This window comes from Enterococcus sp. DIV1328a, assembly GCF_050536905.1.
Lineage (GTDB): Bacteria > Bacillota > Bacilli > Lactobacillales > Enterococcaceae > Enterococcus > Enterococcus faecalis.
Genome location: NZ_CP172912.1, coordinates 536,007 through 553,848 on the forward strand (window position 1 = coordinate 536,007; position 17,842 = coordinate 553,848).

General features: G+C 36.3%; 15 protein-coding genes, 1 tRNA gene and 1 riboswitch. Of the genes, 13 read left to right on the forward strand and 3 right to left on the reverse strand.

The window, feature by feature from the left end:
* The first annotated feature begins 14 nt into the window (after positions 1–14).
* The 3 genes from whiA to IGL93_RS02665 all read left to right on the forward strand — a co-directional run bounded on the left by whiA (position 15) and on the right by IGL93_RS02665 (position 2,738).
* On the forward strand, positions 15–950 hold the full coding sequence (whiA, locus tag IGL93_RS02655) for a DNA-binding protein WhiA (protein ID WP_002358736.1): 936 nt from the start codon (positions 15–17) through the stop codon (positions 948–950).
* Positions 951–1,183: 233 nt separating this feature from the next.
* Positions 1,184–2,107 carry a PEP phosphonomutase gene (locus IGL93_RS02660; RefSeq protein ID WP_002366202.1) on the forward strand — a complete coding sequence of 308 codons (924 nt, stop codon included), beginning with the start codon at positions 1,184–1,186 and terminating at the stop codon, positions 2,105–2,107.
* A 112-nt stretch (positions 2,108–2,219) separates the two neighbouring features.
* Positions 2,220–2,738, forward strand: a complete 519-nt coding sequence (locus IGL93_RS02665; RefSeq protein ID WP_010775633.1) for a DsbA family protein — start codon at positions 2,220–2,222, stop codon at positions 2,736–2,738.
* 42 nt (positions 2,739–2,780) lie between these two features.
* Here IGL93_RS02665 and clpP read toward each other — a convergent pair whose 3' ends face one another.
* Positions 2,781–3,374, reverse strand: a complete 594-nt coding sequence (gene clpP / locus IGL93_RS02670; protein ID WP_002355633.1) for an ATP-dependent Clp endopeptidase proteolytic subunit ClpP — start codon at positions 3,372–3,374, stop codon at positions 2,781–2,783.
* 195 nt (positions 3,375–3,569) lie between these two features.
* On the opposite strand from clpP, the gene IGL93_RS02675 reads away from it, so the two are divergent.
* On the forward strand, positions 3,570–4,088 hold the full coding sequence (locus tag IGL93_RS02675) for a hypothetical protein (RefSeq protein WP_002355635.1): 519 nt from the start codon (positions 3,570–3,572) through the stop codon (positions 4,086–4,088).
* A 20-nt stretch (positions 4,089–4,108) separates the two neighbouring features.
* Here the strand turns inward: IGL93_RS02675 and IGL93_RS02680 are convergent, their stop codons facing one another.
* Positions 4,109–4,513 carry a DUF1622 domain-containing protein gene (locus IGL93_RS02680; protein WP_002383026.1) on the reverse strand — a complete coding sequence of 135 codons (405 nt, stop codon included), beginning with the start codon at positions 4,511–4,513 and terminating at the stop codon, positions 4,109–4,111.
* Positions 4,514–4,977: 464 nt separating this feature from the next.
* Between IGL93_RS02680 and IGL93_RS02685 the strand changes: the two genes are divergently transcribed.
* From IGL93_RS02685 to IGL93_RS02710, 6 genes are all read left to right on the forward strand, one after another.
* Positions 4,978–8,319, forward strand: coding sequence for an isopeptide-forming domain-containing fimbrial protein (locus IGL93_RS02685; RefSeq protein ID WP_024041612.1), 3,342 nt, complete (start codon positions 4,978–4,980; stop codon positions 8,317–8,319).
* A 24-nt stretch (positions 8,320–8,343) separates the two neighbouring features.
* Positions 8,344–8,727, forward strand: a complete 384-nt coding sequence (locus IGL93_RS02690) for a bacteriocin (RefSeq protein ID WP_002358745.1) — start codon at positions 8,344–8,346, stop codon at positions 8,725–8,727.
* Positions 8,728–8,900: 173 nt separating this feature from the next.
* On the forward strand, positions 8,901–9,410 hold the full coding sequence (locus tag IGL93_RS02695; protein WP_010775636.1) for an SA1002 family membrane protein: 510 nt from the start codon (positions 8,901–8,903) through the stop codon (positions 9,408–9,410).
* 29 nt (positions 9,411–9,439) lie between these two features.
* Positions 9,440–11,227, forward strand: a complete 1,788-nt coding sequence (locus IGL93_RS02700; protein ID WP_002363211.1) for a glycerophosphoryl diester phosphodiesterase membrane domain-containing protein — start codon at positions 9,440–9,442, stop codon at positions 11,225–11,227.
* Between the two features lie 25 nt (positions 11,228–11,252).
* Positions 11,253–11,660 (forward strand): NUDIX hydrolase, encoded by a 408-nt coding sequence (locus IGL93_RS02705; RefSeq protein WP_002361287.1) that lies wholly within the window; start codon positions 11,253–11,255, stop codon positions 11,658–11,660.
* 233 nt (positions 11,661–11,893) lie between these two features.
* Complete coding sequence (locus IGL93_RS02710) at positions 11,894–12,094, forward strand: cold-shock protein (protein ID WP_002355647.1); 201 nt, start codon at positions 11,894–11,896, stop codon at positions 12,092–12,094.
* Between the two features lie 657 nt (positions 12,095–12,751).
* On the opposite strand, the gene IGL93_RS02715 is transcribed toward IGL93_RS02710, so the two are convergent.
* Positions 12,752–12,823 (reverse strand) — tRNA-Arg (locus tag IGL93_RS02715).
* 58 nt (positions 12,824–12,881) lie between these two features.
* Between IGL93_RS02715 and rpoN the strand changes: the two genes are divergently transcribed.
* The 3 genes from rpoN to metK all read left to right on the forward strand — a co-directional run bounded on the left by rpoN (position 12,882) and on the right by metK (position 17,691).
* Positions 12,882–14,213, forward strand: a complete 1,332-nt coding sequence (gene rpoN, locus IGL93_RS02720; protein WP_002366210.1) for an RNA polymerase factor sigma-54 — start codon at positions 12,882–12,884, stop codon at positions 14,211–14,213.
* 200 nt (positions 14,214–14,413) lie between these two features.
* On the forward strand, positions 14,414–16,291 hold the full coding sequence (locus IGL93_RS02725) for an acyltransferase family protein (RefSeq protein WP_002373449.1): 1,878 nt from the start codon (positions 14,414–14,416) through the stop codon (positions 16,289–16,291).
* A gap of 122 nt (positions 16,292–16,413) precedes the next feature.
* A riboswitch (SMK box riboswitch) is annotated at positions 16,414–16,509 on the forward strand.
* Positions 16,507–17,691, forward strand: a complete 1,185-nt coding sequence (gene metK / locus IGL93_RS02730; RefSeq protein WP_002376004.1) for a methionine adenosyltransferase — start codon at positions 16,507–16,509, stop codon at positions 17,689–17,691. (Overlaps the previous riboswitch by 3 nt.)
* The last annotated feature ends 151 nt before the right edge of the window (positions 17,692–17,842 follow it).

Below are 17,842 nucleotides of genomic sequence, written 5' to 3' on the forward strand. Positions count from 1 at the left end.
GAGGAGGAGCTTAGATGTCTTTTGCCTCGGATGTCAAAAAAGAGTTAACTGGTTTAGAAGTCCATCGAGAACACGCGAAAGCAGAATTAGCAGCATTAATTCGGATGAACGGCTCACTTAGCTTAGTTAATCAACAGTTTGTCTTGAATGTACAAACGGAAAATGCTGCAATTGCTCGTCGAATGTATTCATTGCTGAAAGATCATTACCATGCACAAGCAGAATTATTAGTTCGTAAAAAAATGAAACTAAAGAAAAATAATGTTTACATTGTGCGTCTAAAACAAGATACACAAAAAATTCTAGCTGATTTGGATATTATGGATGGGGTCGTTTTTAATGGCAATGTGTCAAATGAAATCATGGGTAACGCGCAAAAAATGCGTTCCTATTTACGCGGGGCCTTTATGGCTTCTGGCTCAGTTAATAATCCGGAAACAAGTCGCTATCATTTAGAAATTTTTTCAATTTATGAAGAACACAATAATGATATTTGTAAGATGTTGAATTACTATGACTTAAACGCTCGAACATTGGGACGCCGAAATGGATATATTTGTTATTTAAAAGGTGCTGAAAAAATTGCCGACTTTTTAACGTTAATTGGTGCCACGAACTCTATGTTGAAATTTGAAGATGTCCGGATTGTCCGTGATATGCGGAATTCAGTAAATCGTTTAGTGAATTGCGAAACAGCGAATTTAAATAAAACTATTGATGCGGCTTCAAAACAAATTGAAAATATTCAATTTATTGAAAGTACAGTAGGGCTGACGTCATTACCGGAGAAACTTCAGGAAATCGCAGAATTACGGTTAGAGTATCCGGAAGTTAGTCTCAAAGAACTAGGGGAAATGATTCCTTCAGGAGCTATTTCTAAGTCAGGTATTAATCATCGTATTCGAAAAATTAATGAATTTGCAGAAAAATTACGAGAAAAAAGTGCGTAACTTTTCTGCTCCAGAAGTGAAGAATAACATTTCCGTTTGAAGTGCTATCCTTCACTTTTTCTTTAAGCGTGTAAAAAAAATTAAAGTGTGCAAAAAGTGTGTAGCACTGAAATGTAGTGTTGACCTGTGGTTTAAAGAAACGACGTTGGCACGAATGTTGCATGTAATAAAATGCAAGCGATTACTTATTGCTGTTTTTAACTAAAAGATTAAAAACTATTGGAGGGGTCAAAATGGTTCAACGATTAATTAGTGCAAATGCATCAGAAATCAAACGGATGTCAAAAGAAGAGCTGTTTCAGAGTATTAAAGCGAGCGAAGGGCGCGTAATTTTATCGGAAAATGTGGTAGTTCATCCATCCGTAGCAGGTGATATCACTTGTGCGGAAATGTCAAAAGCATATGGCGCAGACATGATTTTATTGAATGTTTTCGATGTTAATCAACCGATTGTAGTAGCCGCTTATGAAGGGCAATATACTGCGGAAACATGTGTCCCTAATGATGAGGTTGTTCATCGTTTGAAAGAACTAGTCGGTTTACCGATTGGCATGAATGTCGAACCTGTTGATGAAAATTTAGACTTAGCTTCAACGAGAGTTTCGATTGAACCAGGTAGAAAAGCATCAGCAGCTACTTTCAAAAAAGCCAATGAACTGGGTTTGGATTTTATCTTATTGACAGGTAATCCAGGAACTGGCGTGACCAACGACTTGATTGCTGAGAACGTGGCCTTAGCCAAAAAACATTTTGATGGCATCATTATTGCCGGAAAAATGCACAGTTCAGGCGTAGATGAACCAGTGGTCAGTTTAAAATCAGCTGAACAATTTATTGAAGCGGGCGCTGATATTGTCTTAGTCCCAGCAGTCGGCACGGTTTGGGGCATTGATGATCAACAAGTCAAAGAAGTTGTGGATTTTGCACATTCAAAAGGAAAATTAGTTATGAGTGCCATTGGAACTTCACAAGAAAGTGCTCAACCTGAAGTTATCCAAGCAATCGGCATTAGAAATAAAATTTTAGGCGTAGATATTCAACATATTGGCGATGCCAATATGGGCTTAGTTGGTATTGAAAATATTAAAGAGCTTTCTGATGCGATACGTGGGAAAAGACATACTGTTGCTAGAATGGCTCGTTCGATTAATCGTTAAAAAAGTGAACAGAGGCACGAATTCAGAAAATTTGAATTCGTGTCTTATGATTTTTTTATTGAAAAACGGTATACTAAAAGAGAAATAAAGGTTTGAAAGGATGAGGTTTTTTATGGATATTTCAGTAATTGATGCAACAAAAGTTAACACAGAAACAGGGCTTCATATTGGTGAGCGCAATGCCCCTGTCAAAATGATAGAATTTATCAATGTTCGCTGTCCTTATTGCAGAAAATGGTTTGAAGAGTCTGAGGAACTGTTAGCACAATTTGTCAAAAGTGGTAAAGTTGAACGTATCATTAAGCTGTTTGATAAAGAAAAAGAAAGTTTACAACGCGGCAATGTGATGCATCACTACATTGACTATTCAGCGCCTGAACAAGCACTGTCAGCATTGCATAAAATGTTTGCTACGCAAGATGAATGGGGAAACTTAACCTTAGAAGAAGTAGCGACGTATGCTGAAAAAAATCTGGGCTTAAAAGAACAAACAGATGCAACGCTTGTTTCCGCCGTGATTGCTGAAGCCAATGCGGCGCACATTCAATTTGTACCAACGATCATCATTGGTGAGCATATCTTTGACGAAAGTGTCACTGAAGAAGAATTACGAGGATACATTGAAAAATAAAAAAATGGAAACAGCGACCGTCGCTGTTTCCATTTTTTATTTTTAATTTAAGGCGCTACTATTTTCCATTACTTCATCGATTAAACCATATTCTTTTGCTTGTTCGGCAGTCATATAGTTATCACGATCGGTATCACGTTCAATCACTTCAATTGGTTGGCCAGTTCGTTCAGCTAAAATTGAATTTAAACGTTGACGAGTGTCTAAAATGTGACGAGCAGCAATTTCAATTTCTGTTGCTTGCCCTTGAGCGCCACCAAGTGGTTGGTGAATCATGATTTCCGCATTTGGTAAAGCGAAACGTTTGCCTTTTTGACCAGCTGTTAATAAGAAGCTACCCATAGAAGCCGCCATTCCTAATACGATCGTTTGGACATCCGCTTTAACGAAATTCATGGTATCGAAAATCGCTAAACCTGCAGAAACGCTACCACCAGGAGAGTTAATGTACAAGTAAATGTCTTTTTCTGAATCTTGGGCATCTAAGAATAATAACTGTGCAATCACTGAGTTTGCCACGTTATCATCGATAGGGCCGCTTAGCATAATGATGCGGTCTTTTAATAAACGAGAATAAATGTCATAAGCACGTTCACCGCGAGATGATTGTTCAATAACTGTTGGAATTAAATTCATAAGTAAATCCTCCTATATAAAGAAACTTTTAAAGTCATTCTATCACAAAGCACTTTGAATGCCTATGAAAAGTATACCTCTTTGGTCAACAAAGGTCAACGAAGTCGCTTGAAAAATTTTGTATCATTTTTTATCCGAAACTTTTGGATTATGTTATACTAAAATGGAAAATTAGAAAAGAGCGAGGGGAAAAATATGTTTGTTTTTATCGCCGGAATGGTAGGTGTAATCGTCGGTGCGCTAATAGTCACAGCAAGTGCCGCCTTACATTCATCTTACAAAGAGCGAAAAGAAGTACGTTATCGTGAACTAGAACATTTGGTTAAAGAAATTGAATCATTGAATTTATTAAATAAAAAAGTCAAAGAAATTTTACAAAAGCGTGAATTATATATAGACAGATCAATTGAATACTTATCGATGGATGATTGTTTCATCAGCATCGATGATTTTATTTATTTGGAATCATTTTCTGCTCAAAATAATTTTTACTTACCGACGTACTTAATTGAAGAATTTTTCAAAAAAATTGCGCATCGTAAAGTCATTTTGACGGCCAGCGAAGTTGCTGAAATGGGTGGTCACACCTATAAAGGCGGCCGTGTTATTTTAGAAAATTTTTCAGACGAGATTTTAGCAATTATTGAAGATAAAAAACGTAAAATGCAGCGTTTGTCTAACGAACCACTTCATTATTTTAAAGCGATTAAATAAAAAAAGAACCAGCGTACCCGCTAATTTTTTGGGGTATCTGGTTCTTTTTCTTGTTGTTCCATATCGGTCATAGTGTCTTCAATTTCTTTATGTAAGAAATAAGAAATAACTGTACGGATGATCACCAAGGTTGCCAATTTCAAAATATCTTGAAAAGTTGGTTTGACAATGGATTCAATAATATCAGCAGCAATTAAAATTTCTAAACTTAACAGAATGTAGCTGCCAAGGAAGTTTTTGATGAACGTATTCATTTTGGTTAAGGTAAAGCGGCTTTGATTTTGTCGTTCACTTTTAATGAAGTCTTTTCCTGCTAAACAAACACCCCAAACTAAAACAATAATCGAAAAAACATTCAGTCCTAAAATACATAGCTCAAAAAGTGGGGTTAAAAGCGTCATTAACTGATGGGGCCACTCATTCATCGTATTCACTCCTACCAAAAAGCCTTTTCTTTAACTATAACGAAACGGCTGACTAACGTCAAATATTGTTGAAATAAACGGGCTAAACTATTTAGCTTATAGAACAAAACTAAGAAAATTATGAATAGCATCTAACAATTAAGTAAAAGGACTGTAAAGGTTCTTTTACTTTTTTTGTGTAAAAAAAGACTTTTAAAAGGAATCAGGTGTCAAAAAGTAAGTGAAAACCAACTTTGTCAGTGGATAGTCTTTTCATTAATTTTTAAAAGACAAATTTTACGTTTTCAAGAGCCGAATACTGCCAAGTTTTAGCCTATAAAGGTGATAGAATCAGAAATTGAGTAAGAGATGTGTCACAAAAACAAGGGGACACATCGACTTGATGAAAGATTTAAGGAGCTGTAGTTGAAGTAAAGAGAAGCAAGTGTCCCAAACACTAGCGAAAGAAAATAGGGAGGATTAAAATGTTTAAGAAAGCAACGAAATTATTATCGACAATGGTGATTGTCGCTGGAACAGTTGTGGGAAATTTCAGTCCCACAATGGCTTTAGCCGAAGGAGTGGTTAAAGCAGGAGATACAGAAGGAATGACCAATACGGTGAAAGTGAAAGACGACAGTCTAGCTGATTGTAAACGGATATTGGAGGGACAAGCTACTTTCCCAGTTCAAGCGGGTGAAACGGAACCGGTTGATTTAGTGGTTGTTGAAGATGCCAGTGGTAGTTTTTCAGATAATTTTCCACATGTAAGACAAGCGATTGATGAAGTGGTTCAAGGTTTATCTGATCAAGACCGCGTGATGCTGGCTTCGTATCGTGGCGGAAAACAATTTATATTTCCTGATGGAAAAGTAAAAATTAATTCAGCTGATTATGATATGAATGTGCGTGTTGATACTCAATTAACCCATGATAAAAGCCAATTTGTTTCTGGCTTTGGAGATGTTCGGACGTATGGTGGTACACCAACTGCCTCAGGATTGAAACTTGCTTTAGATACGTACAATCAAACACACGGAGATTTAACGAATCGAAAAACATATTTCTTATTAGTGACAGATGGGGTCGCTAATACACGTTTAGATGGTTACTTGCATAAAACCAACACCAATGATTCAATCAATGAATATCCAGATCCAAGACATCCTTTTCAAGTTTCTGTTGAGTATAGTAATGACTATCAAGGTGCAGCAGCAGAAGTTTTAGCGTTAAACCAAGAAATTACTAACCAAGGCTATGAAATGATTAATGCGTATTGGGAAAGTGTTGAATCTTTAAGTTCAGTAAATTCATATTTTGATAAATATAAAACAGAAGTGGGTCCTTTTGTAAAACAAGAGTTGCAACAAGGATCTAGCACACCAGAAGATTTTATTACAAGCCAATCTATTGATGATTTTACAACCCAATTAAAACAAATTGTCAAAGATCGTCTGGCGCAATCGACACCAGCAACAGCTTCATTAACGATTGCCAATCAATTTGACATTCAATCGGCGACCGCTACGGACGATGCTGGAAATGATGTGCCTGTTCAAATTAACGGACAAACCATTTCAGCAACTAGTACAGAAGGTTACGTAGGAAACATCACGATTCACTACGAAGTCAAAGAAAATACAGCGATTGATGCAGCAACCCTTGTAAGTAGTGGGACAATGAATCAAGGAACAATTGCTAAGGAATTTCCAGAAGCGACGATTCCTAAAAATGACAATGCGCATGCGTGTGACGTGACGCCAGAAGATCCAACGATTACAAAAGATATCGAAAATCAAGAGCACTTAGATTTAACCAATCGTGAAGATAGTTTCGATTGGCATGTCAAAACAGCCTTTGGTAACGAAACAAGTACTTGGCAACAAGCCAGTTTAGTAGATGATATTAACCAATTATTAGATATCCAAAAAGTCGTTGTCACAGATGAAAATGGTAAAGATGTTACAGCTAACGGCAAAGTAACACAAGAAAATAACAAAGTAACTTTTGAAATGAACAAACAAGCAGACAGCTATGACTATTTAAGTGGTCATACGTATACAATGACTATCACCACTAAAATTAAAGCTGACGCAACGGACGAAGAATTAGCGCCTTATATTGAACAAGGCGGGATTCCCAACCAAGCTGACTTGAACTTTGGTAACGAAGGGGACGTGTTGCATTCCAACAAGCCAACAGTGACACCGCCGCCAGTAGATCCAAACATCACTAAAGACGTAGAAGGTCAAGAACATTTAGATTTAACCAACCGCGATCAAGAATTTAAATGGAACGTCAAAACAGCTTTCGGTAACGAAACAAGCACTTGGACCCAAGCCAGCATGGTGGATGACATTAATAAAGTGTTAGACATCACAGACGTGAAAGTCACAGATGAAAATGGCAAAGATGTTACAGCTAACGGCACAGTAACACAAGAAAATAACAAAGTAACTTTTGAAATGAACAAAAAAGATGACAGCTATGACTATTTAAGTGGTCATACGTATACAATGACTATCACCACTAAAATTAAAGCTGATGCAACGGACGAAGAATTAGCGCCTTATATTGAACAAGGCGGGATTCCCAACCAAGCGGACTTGAACTTTGGCAACGAAGGGGACGTGTTACATTCCAACAAGCCAACCGTAACACCGCCTGCACCAACGCCAGAAGATCCAACGATTACAAAAGATATCGAAGGCCAAGAACATTTAGATTTAACCAACCGTGACCAAGAATTTAAATGGAATGTTAAAACAGCCTTTGGTAACGAAACAAGCACTTGGACCCAAGCTAGTTTAGTGGATAACGTCAACCAATTATTAGATATCCAAAAAGTCGTTATCACTGATGAAAATGGTAAAGATGTTACAGCTAACGGCACAGTAACACAAGAAAATAACAAAGTAACCTTTACTATGAACAAAAAAGATGACAGCTACTCTTACTTAGCTGGTCATACATACACAATGACTATTACCACTAAAATTAAAGACGGCGCAACCGATGAAGAATTAGCACCTTATATTGAACAAGGTGGCATTCCCAACCAAGCCGACTTAAACTTTGGCAATGAAGGTGACGTGTTACATTCCAACAAACCAACCGTAACACCGCCACCTGTAGATCCAAACATCACTAAAGACGTAGAAGGTCAAGAACATTTAGATTTAACCAACCGCGACCAAGAATTTAAATGGAACGTCAAAACAGCTTTCGGTAACGAAACAAGCACTTGGACCCAAGCTAGCATGGTGGATGACATTAATAAAGTGTTAGACATCACAGACGTGAAAGTCACAGATGAAAATGGCAAAGATGTTACAGCTAACGGCACAGTAACACAAGAAAATAACAAAGTAACTTTTGAAATGAACAAAAAAGATGACAGCTACTCTTACTTAGCTGGTCATACATACACAATGACTATTACCACTAAAATTAAAGACGGCGCAACCGATGAAGAATTAGCACCTTATATTGAACAAGGCGGCATTCCCAACCAAGCGGACTTAAACTTTGGCAACGAAGGGGACGTGTTGCATTCCAACAAGCCAACCGTAACACCGCCTGCACCAACGCCAGAAGATCCAAAAAAACCTGAACCTAAACAACCGCTAAAACCGAAAAAACCGTTGACGCCTACAAATCATCAAGCACCAACGAACCCAGTCAATTTTGGGAAATCAGCAAGTAAAGGAATTCATTTACCAATGACTAATACAACAGTAAATCCATTTTACATGATCGCAGGTTTAATTATCCTTATAGTGGCTATTAGCTTTGGTATAACAAAAAATAAAAAAAGAAAAAATTAGACAAACTAAAAAGGAAGAAAAAACATGAATAAAAAAATTTCGTTCAGTCTGTTAATTTTGTTACTTAGTTTGTTGGTAGGTTTTACATTTATTCCGCATAAAAAGGAATTAAGTTTCAATGAGTATCAAGAAAAAAAACACTCTGGCGAAACATTTTATGTTGTTTTAAAAAAGAAAAACTGTTCAGATTGTCAGGATTTCGAGAAACTATTACAAGCACCTAAACAGGTTTACTATGTAGAATTAACCAACAAAGAGACCATGAAGGAATGGTCAACATTTATCCGAGAAAATAAAGTTTTACATGTGCCATCTATGTTTAAAATAGATAACGGCCATCTCAAGAAAATTGATGGAGAAGGAGATGCGAATCAATTATTCGCAAACTATCAAAAAATAACGAAGTAAAAAGAATAAAAAGACAAGCCAAGTTTCCTAAATAAAGGAAACTTGGCTTGTCTTTTTTCTAGTAATAGTCGTTTATTAAATAACATGTGAAATATTTTACAAATCCATTTTGGTTTGATAAAATAAACGCGAACATATGAATTTGTTTTCATTTGTTTTGGAAGGAGGAACGAATGATTGAATTGATTTTACTTTTGTCGGTGATTCTTTTAGGTTTATTGATTGGAAATAAAAGAGTTGATAAGTGGCTTTTTCTTAAGGCATTACTTTTGTTTTCTGTTATGCTAAGTGTGAGCATCTTAATTTCGGTAGCTATGTATTTATTATTAACAATAGGCGTTGCAAACGTAATAGGAGAGCAGTTAGAGTCGTTATTTCTTTTAGGGATAGTCGTTATCATCAGTACGAGTCTTTTATTATATTTTTTATTGAATTTAACGACGAAAAAAATTGTTTTACCCATCGCTTTAATGAAAATAATTGAATATTATATTCAATGGGTATTGATTTATGTTACTATTTATCAAGTGATTTTTGATCAGTTTATTGTTTCTTCAGAAGTAAAAAATACGTTAAAAGGAACTATTAATGAGCCAGTCGCAATCATTATTGTTATTTTGCCATCATTTATTTCAATTTGGATTGCCGTTGTTTTATTTAGGATTCGTATGGAAGAACTTTAATCAGATACTTTTAGAATGGAGGAGTTTGTATGTCTGCTTGGCAAACATTTAAAAATGGAACAAGGCAATTTTTTAAAGACATCTTGCAGTATTTATGGTTATTTTTTACTTTAAATGTCTTATTATTATTGGTGGGTGGGGCTTTTAGTTGGGCTACTTCCAACGCACTAAAAACTCAAGGTATTCCTTATCTTTCGTTTAATAACCTGAATTTATTGTTAGAAAAGCCGCTTGCTCTGGTGTTATTAATTCTCTTGTTGTTACTTTTTTTAGGTGCAGTTTTTTATCAGTTTACCTTTTTATTATTAGGGATTTTTCAAATACGGCAAGACCATCGCTTTCATTTTAAAGGAGTTACCAAGGCATCTTTTAAGGTTCTTAAAAAGCAAGGTGCCCGTTCGTGGTTATTCTTTTTCGGTTATTTTGTTGTCATTGTCCCTTTTGGTAACCTGATTTTCCAAAGTAATCTATTGACGAAATTTGTGATTCCAGATTTTATTGTTGAATTTTTGTCCCAACGAATTCCTTACTTGGTTGGGTTACTGGCCTTTGGGTTATTAGTCTGGTATTTAGCTATTCGTTTCATTTACACGCTTCCATTAATGATTCTGGAGAGAAAAAAAGCGGGCGAGGCAGTTAAGGCTAGTTGGTCAATGACAAACAAACGATTATGGTTCATTATTCGTAATATTGCATTTGTGACGATCGCGGTATTTGTTTCAACGTATGTTATTTATGTGTTACTTTATCTTCTACAGTTGAAGTTAGATACCTTGAGCGATACCATTAGCTTACTAGGTGGTATTTTAAATTTAACCGTTGTCCAATTTTTACAGTTTGTCTCTAATGCTTGGCTTTCAGTATTACTGATTAATTTCTTATATACACAATTAAATGTTCAAGCAGAAACGACGACAAAAGTTGCCTTTGACAAAGAAACGAAACGTAATAAATTAGTGACTATCGGAATGGGCCTAGGACTATTCACCATTTTTGGCGGCTATATAATTTTCAACGCTGTTTACTTAACAGGGCTATTAGAATCAAAACCTTTGATTATTTCGCATCGAGGGGTCACCAATAGTAATGGCGTACAAAATACCATTCCTGCTATGGAAAGAACCATTAAATTTAAACCAGATTATATTGAAATTGATGTTCAAGAAACCAAAGACCATCAATTTGTTGTGATGCATGATGCCAACCTTCAAGAACTCGCCGGCGTTGATGGCACGCCGCAAGAGTTTACGTTGGCTGAATTAACAAAAATGACCGTTAAAGAAAATGGCCAAGAAGCACCAATTGCCAGTTTTGATGATTATTTAGCGAAGGCAAACCAAGCCAAACAAAAATTACTAGTAGAAATTAAAACGTCTAAACAAGATAGTCAAGGTGCGCTTTCTAACTTTATTGAAAAATATGAACGTCCTTTGATAAAGAATAACCATCAGGTTCAATCTCTCGACTACAATGTGATCAAAGCGTTTAAAAAAGCCAAATCAAAAGTAAAAGTTAGTTTTATTTTGCCCTATAATTTCACTTTTCCAGAAACACAAGCTGATTTGTATACAATGGAAGCTACCACGTTGAACGATACCTTCATTTTAAAAGCTGACCAACAGAAAAAAGCAGTTTATGCTTGGACAGTTAATGACTCAGAGGTATTAAGTAAAATGCTCTTTATGGACGTTGCTGGAGTGATTACCGATGATTTGGAGTTAGTCAATGAAGAAGTCAATGACTTTGAAAAAAATCCATCGTACGCGGATCGTATTTTGCATTATATTTTTATGCTACCAAGTGTGGCTTCTCAATAAAAAATGAAGAAGAGGGTTAAACGAAATGAAAAAAGAATTTTCGCGAGTACTTCTTAAAAATCAATCTGATGAAATTCTTATCTTAAAAGATCGGCCAGACACATGGAATTTCCCTGGCGGAAAACAAGAACTTGGTGAATCAGCGCTGGAATGTGCGATTCGTGAAATGAAAGAAGAGTTAGCAGTGGAAATTACTGAACTTGAAGAAATTTTTACTGGACCACTCGTTTTTGATTCAATCGTTTGGCAAGGACATTTTTATTTTGCCAAACAAGCCCAAGGAAAAGTTACGCTGAACGAACCAAATAAAATTAAAGGCGTACAATTTATTAAGCGGTTTGAGGAAGTAAATTTTTCACCAGGATTAGCTCCGCTATTTGATTATTTGGCGCGTAGCGATTATTTAAAGTTAAACAAAACTAACTGGAAATAGAAAGAATAGGAGTGTTTTTTGCTAGGGCTTTGTCAAGCGCATCTTTGATTATTTTAGAAAGTCCAAGGAAAAGTCGTGGGCATTGTTTATTTCTAATAAATATGTTATAGTAATTAAGTAATCAATTTTGATAAGTAATTTGAGTTATATATTTAAAAACTATACTTCTCCTTTTGCCACTCAACATTTTTTGCAATAACTTGCATATTTTTATGCACTAGGAGGAAATATATATGAACAACGGTACAGTAAAATGGTTTAACGCAGACAAAGGTTTTGGATTTATTACAGGTGAAGATGGCAATGATGTATTTGCACATTTTTCAGCTATTCAATCAGATGGATTTAAAACTTTAGACGAAGGCCAAGCAGTAACTTTTGATACTGAAGAAGGTCCACGCGGCTTACAAGCAACGAACATCGTAAAAGCTTAATAATGAATGAAAACGGACCACGTGTTGGTCCGTTTTTTTTGATAGCTGTTGTCTGATCTCGCCATTAATTACATAGCAAAACAAAGCAGAGGCCATTTAAAGGAGGAGAATCTGAAGACGACCTTAACTGAGCTGTTACTTGTAAGTGGATTATTTTGGCTAGTAATCATAATTGGTGTGATTGCGGGTAGCATATTTCTAATTAAGTATTTTAGAGGTCGGAGCTGAAAGGTTCTGTTCCCGCCAATTATCAGGTTTTAAGCCTGGGACAAAAATCCAAAGTGATTTTTGCCCTAGGTTCTTTATTTAATTAGGGTATCAAGTTTTAGGTAAAATAATTAACAAATTAAAAGCAATTTACTATATAATCAGAAAGGGATCTTTAAGAGAGAAGCAGGTGTTTGCTTGTCGTAATACTTTGTTTAGCAGATAGAAAAAGGAAACGTTATGCGTTACAATAGGAACGGAGGAATTTTAACCTTATTGGATTTGTAGCTGAATCAGAACAAATGTTGTCGCGTTAAGTGCGATTGAGCTTGCCACAAGCAACATTTGAAAAAACTACGGATAGAAAAATCATTCCTAAACAAGAAAAAAACACTCTTTAGATGAATAAAGAGTGTCCAGAAACGTTGATAAATCAACATATTTAAATAACGCGCCCTGAGGGAATCGAACCCCCGTCTCAAGAACCGGAATCTTACGTGATATCCACTACACTAAGGGCGCGGCACGAATACTAGTTTAGCTGATATTGACAAAAATTACAAGAGGGAGGACGAAAATAATGAAATTTGAGCAACGAATGTCCCAACAACAAAAACAAGTCCAGAAGTTGGCCATGACCCAACAGCTTCAACAATCCATTCAAATTTTACAATTTAATACGGAAGAACTGGCTGCCTTTGTTGAAGCGAAAGCACTAGAGAATCCATTAATTGATTTACAAGTAGACACGCAGTACACCACAGATTTTCCGATAACTAGTCGTTCTTACACCAACCAAGACGAAGAAAATAATTATATGAATCAAATTCCAGACTATCATTTATCATTATTTGAGTCTTTAATTGATCAAATTCATTTGAATTACCGCGATACATACTTGCGAACATTGGTATTGTTTTTAGTAGAATATATAGACGTGAATGGTTATTTAACGATTTCGTTAGAAGAAGCGGCAGAGAAAACCGAAGCAAGCGCCATTCAAATGCTAGATGCATTAACTTTGTTACAACAGCTAGATCCAGCAGGTGTGGGGGCACGCAATTTACAAGAATGTTTGATGCTACAAACAGAACGAGACGATACCGCGCCTAATTTAGCGTATATTTTATTGGAGGAAGAGTTTGATGCCTTAGTGAGTCGTAAATGGGGCCCGTTAGCTAAAAAATTTGGGATTGAATTAGCAGAAATTCAATTGATTTTTGATTATATACAAACGTTATCGCCAGCGCCAGGGAATATTTTTGATGCGACCGAGGAATTGTATATTCGACCAGATTTAACTGTCCGAATCAAGGAAGATCGAATAGTGGTGATTTCCAACAAAGCTGGTCGACCGACATTAAATTTTCAAGAAAATTATTTCAAACGAATGCAAGAGACTGACGACAAAGAAGTCCAAGAATATATTAAGGATAAGAAAAACGAATTTGAATGGTTAGAGCGCGCAGTGAATCAGCGGGGGGATACAATTTTACGTGTAGGGCAAGAAATTGTGCGCCGTCAAGAAGCCTTCTTTTTAGAAGCAGATCGGCCATTAAAACCAATGACTTTAAAAGAAATTGCGGATGCTTTGTCTATTCATGAATCGACAGTTAGTCGTGCGGTTAATGGAAAATATCTAGAAACCACGTTTGGTGTCTTTGAATTGCGCTCATTCTTCTCCACAAGTATTCTTTCATCAGAAGAAGATGGCGAGGATGTCTCAACAACGATGGTTAAAAAGCAACTACAAAAATTAATTGATGAAGAAGTAAAAAGTAAACCGTTATCTGATCAAAAATTAGTCGAGCGATTAAAAGATTCAGGCATGGAAATATCCCGGCGAACGGTGGCAAAGTATCGTGAAGCCTTAGGGATTCCATCTTCATCTAAACGAAAACGATATGAGTAAACAACCAAAGCTTATGAGTGATTTTCATAAGCTTTGGTTGTTTTTTTGTGATTTAAAAAATGTTGGTTTTTTGAATTGTAAAAAAAGCCTAAAGGAGGCAAAGTTTGCTTGCCATTTCCTAGGAAAAAACGTATATTAAAGTTACTTGCTTCTTTAAATAAAGGAAAAGAATAATTTTATAGAAAAGTTGGAAAGCACAAATGAATCAGACAGCAAATAGCAAGAAAAAACGCTATATTACAGGTTTTGATGGCATTCGGACGATCGCTGTAATTGGCGTGATTTTGTATCACCTTTTTCCCCAAGTCATGCGAGGTGGCTACTTAGGTGTTCCGATTTTCTTTGTTGTTTCAGGTTATCTTATTAACGACTTGTTGCGGCAAGAATGGGCAGAAAATCAGACCATTGATTTAAAAGGATTTTATGTGCGAAGGATGAAACGGCTGTATCCAGCATTAATTGTGATGCTTTTAAGTGCAGTTAGTTATATTACACTCTTTCAGCAGGATTTATTAAACAATATTCGCAGCGTTGTCGCTAGTAGTGTTTTTTATTACAACAACTGGTGGCAAATTTTTAAAGGGTTTTCTTATTTTGATGGATTTGCGACACAATCGCCATTTGTACATATTTGGTCATTGGCAGTTGAAGCGCAAAATTATTTAATTTGGCCATTACTTTTTATTCTTCTGGAACGCTTTGTTCGTAAGCGCGGTCGAATTTTCAGTTTAGTTTTAATCGGCGCCTTAATTTCGGTGACGCTGATGGCCGTTTTATATGTTCCTGGCGCAGATCCTACACGTGTCTATTATGGAACAGACACACGTGTTTTTTCTATTTTACTAGGTAGTGCATTGGCGTATGTTTGGCCAAGCACACGTTTGAAAGAAGAAATTCCAGAAGCCTCTAAAAAAATCTTAAATGGTGCTGGTTTAAGTGCCTTAGTTCTTTTAGTATTAGCCTTTTTAACATTATCAGATCATACAAATTTTGTTTATTACGGCGGCATGTTTTTAATTAGTTTGGCAGCCACTGTCTTAGTGGCCGTCACTGCACATCCAGGGGCAGATATGAATCGTTGGTTAACGAATCCAGTCTTTACGTGGATAGGTAAACGGAGTTATGGCATTTACTTGTATCAATTCCCAATCATGATTTTTTATGAGGCCAAAATTAAGACCTTATCGGACCATGTTTTTCTACATTCATTGGTTGAAATAGCATTAATTTTAGTAGTGAGCGAATTGTCATATCGTTTTATCGAACATCCACTGACACGATTGTCTTATAAGGATGTCTGGACTCAATTCACTGAATTCTTACGGAAACCGTGGGACCTTCGTGAAAAAGGGACAATGGCCTTTATGACAGTGATTAGCGTGATTGCAGTATTCGGTTTAATTGTGGCTCCAGCAAACGCTAAAAGTGCGCAACAAGAGCAACTAGAAAAAAATATTGCGAAAAATCAGCAAAAAATTGAAGAACGTAAAAAAGAAGTCCAAGAAAGTGGCACGAAAAATAGTAGCACGTCCACAGAAAGTAGTACAAAACCGAGTGAAAGCCAAGACGTTCTACCCACACAACTCACACCAGAGCAAGTAAAAAAAGCGCAGAATTTAGAAATCACAACTATTGGTGATTCTGTTATTCTAGATGGTGCTAGCGGGTTACAAGATATTTTCCCTAAAATGATTATCGATGGGGAAGTGGGCCGTCAATTGTATAGTAGCATTTCACTAATTGGTGAACTAGACAAAAAGAAAATGCTCAAAGATACTGTTTTAGTGAGTTTAGGTACAAATGGTCCTTTTACAGAGGCACAATTTGATGAATTTATGAAAGCGTTAGGTAATCGAAAAGTTTATTGGATTAATGTTCGCGTCCCAACTAGAAGATGGCAAAATCAAGTGAATAGTTTACTTAGTCAAATGGACAAAAAATACGATAACTTAACGGTCATTGACTGGTTTAATTATAGTAACGCCCATGATGATTGGTTTTATGATGACCGAGTTCATCCAAATGTGGCAGGTGGCGAGCAATATACACACTTTATAGCAGAGAAAATTTTACAGTAGCAAGAAACTTCCAGCTCAGATGAAAGGGGCTGGAAGTTTTTTGTTATAGGAAAAGCAAATATAGGTAATTTAATGATTTTCTTGAAAACCTAAGCTTTTTTTTTAGATATCTGGTATACTGTTTTTGTTACAAGTTCCCGAAAGGATTTAGCAAGTAATTGTCGTTACTTACTAAAGATGCCTTGTAACCGAAACTATTTAGGGGGAATAACATTATGACAGAAAGACATTTATTTACATCAGAATCCGTTTCAGAAGGACATCCAGATAAGGTAGCTGACCAAGTCAGTGATGCAATTTTAGATGCGATTTTGGAGAAAGATCCGATGGCCCGCGTGGCATGTGAAACATCCGTAACAACTGGTTTAGTCCTAGTATTTGGAGAAATTTCTACAACAGCTTATGTAGATATCCAAAAAATTGTTCGTCAAACTGTGAAAGATATTGGTTATACACGAGCAAAATATGGATTTGATGGAGAGACTGTCGCAGTTCTTGTAGCAATCGATGAGCAATCACCTGATATCGCTCAAGGGGTTGACGCAGCCTTAGAAGTGCGTGATCAAGATGAAAAAGACGATATTGGCGCTGGTGACCAAGGCTTAATGTTTGGTTTTGCCGTTGACGAAACACCAGAATTAATGCCATTACCGATTGCGTTAAGTCATCGTTTGGTTCGCCGTTTAGCAGAATTGCGGAAGGAAAAAGTCTTACCTTACTTACGTCCTGATGCAAAATCTCAAGTAACAGTGGAATATGATGATCAAGGTCAACCACAACGTGTGGATACGATCGTCATCAGTACACAACATGATGATGAAACAACCTTAGAACAAATCGAAAAAGACATTAAAGAACAAGTAATCAATGAGGTGATTCCTCATGAACTTTTAGATGATGAAACAAAATACTTTATCAACCCAACTGGTCGCTTTGTAATCGGTGGCCCTCAAGGAGATGCCGGCTTAACTGGTCGTAAAATTATCGTTGATACTTATGGCGGTTATGCTCGTCATGGCGGCGGCGCTTTTTCTGGAAAAGATGCAACCAAAGTTGACCGCTCTGCTAGTTATGCTGCGCGTTATATCGCGAAAAACATTGTTGCTGCTGGTTTGGCGAAAAAAGTAGAAGTCCAATTAGCTTATGCAATTGGTGTGGCGCAACCAGTGTCTATTTCTATTAATACGTTTGGTACGAGTGCTCTTCCAGAAAGTAAATTAATCGAAGCAGTTCGTAAAAACTTTGATTTACGTCCAGCAGGTATTATTGAAATGCTAGATTTACGTCGCCCAATTTATAAACAAACTGCGGCTTATGGTCATTTTGGTCGAACAGATATTGATTTACCTTGGGAACAAACAGATAAAGTTGAAGCGTTAAAAGCTAGTTTAGCTGAATAATTAAATAAAAAAATAAGAAGTCAGCCAATACTTGGCTGACTTCTTGTTTTTTGGGAATAATTTTTTTATGAAAAAGCATTTTTTTAAGACATTTTGTTCTTTTTTGTATAGAATAGCTATGGAGCAATTTAGAAAATTGACAATTGAATAG

Excerpts from the sequence above, each read along its gene's own strand:
- whiA (WP_002358736.1), top strand. The coding sequence starts at position 15 with ATGTCTTTTGCCTCGGATGTCAAAAAAGAGTTAACTGGTTTAGAAGTC.
- IGL93_RS02660 (WP_002366202.1), top strand. The coding sequence starts at position 1,184 with ATGGTTCAACGATTAATTAGTGCAAATGCATCAGAAATCAAACGGATG.
- IGL93_RS02665 (WP_010775633.1), top strand. The coding sequence starts at position 2,220 with ATGGATATTTCAGTAATTGATGCAACAAAAGTTAACACAGAAACAGGG.
- clpP (WP_002355633.1), bottom strand. The coding sequence starts at position 3,374 with ATGAATTTAATTCCAACAGTTATTGAACAATCATCTCGCGGTGAACGT.
- IGL93_RS02675 (WP_002355635.1), top strand. The coding sequence starts at position 3,570 with ATGTTTGTTTTTATCGCCGGAATGGTAGGTGTAATCGTCGGTGCGCTA.
- IGL93_RS02680 (WP_002383026.1), bottom strand. The coding sequence starts at position 4,513 with ATGAATGAGTGGCCCCATCAGTTAATGACGCTTTTAACCCCACTTTTT.
- IGL93_RS02685 (WP_024041612.1), top strand. The coding sequence starts at position 4,978 with ATGTTTAAGAAAGCAACGAAATTATTATCGACAATGGTGATTGTCGCT.
- IGL93_RS02690 (WP_002358745.1), top strand. The coding sequence starts at position 8,344 with ATGAATAAAAAAATTTCGTTCAGTCTGTTAATTTTGTTACTTAGTTTG.
- IGL93_RS02695 (WP_010775636.1), top strand. The coding sequence starts at position 8,901 with ATGATTGAATTGATTTTACTTTTGTCGGTGATTCTTTTAGGTTTATTG.
- IGL93_RS02700 (WP_002363211.1), top strand. The coding sequence starts at position 9,440 with ATGTCTGCTTGGCAAACATTTAAAAATGGAACAAGGCAATTTTTTAAA.
- IGL93_RS02705 (WP_002361287.1), top strand. The coding sequence starts at position 11,253 with ATGAAAAAAGAATTTTCGCGAGTACTTCTTAAAAATCAATCTGATGAA.
- IGL93_RS02710 (WP_002355647.1), top strand. The coding sequence starts at position 11,894 with ATGAACAACGGTACAGTAAAATGGTTTAACGCAGACAAAGGTTTTGGA.
- rpoN (WP_002366210.1), top strand. The coding sequence starts at position 12,882 with ATGAAATTTGAGCAACGAATGTCCCAACAACAAAAACAAGTCCAGAAG.
- IGL93_RS02725 (WP_002373449.1), top strand. The coding sequence starts at position 14,414 with ATGAATCAGACAGCAAATAGCAAGAAAAAACGCTATATTACAGGTTTT.
- metK (WP_002376004.1), top strand. The coding sequence starts at position 16,507 with ATGACAGAAAGACATTTATTTACATCAGAATCCGTTTCAGAAGGACAT.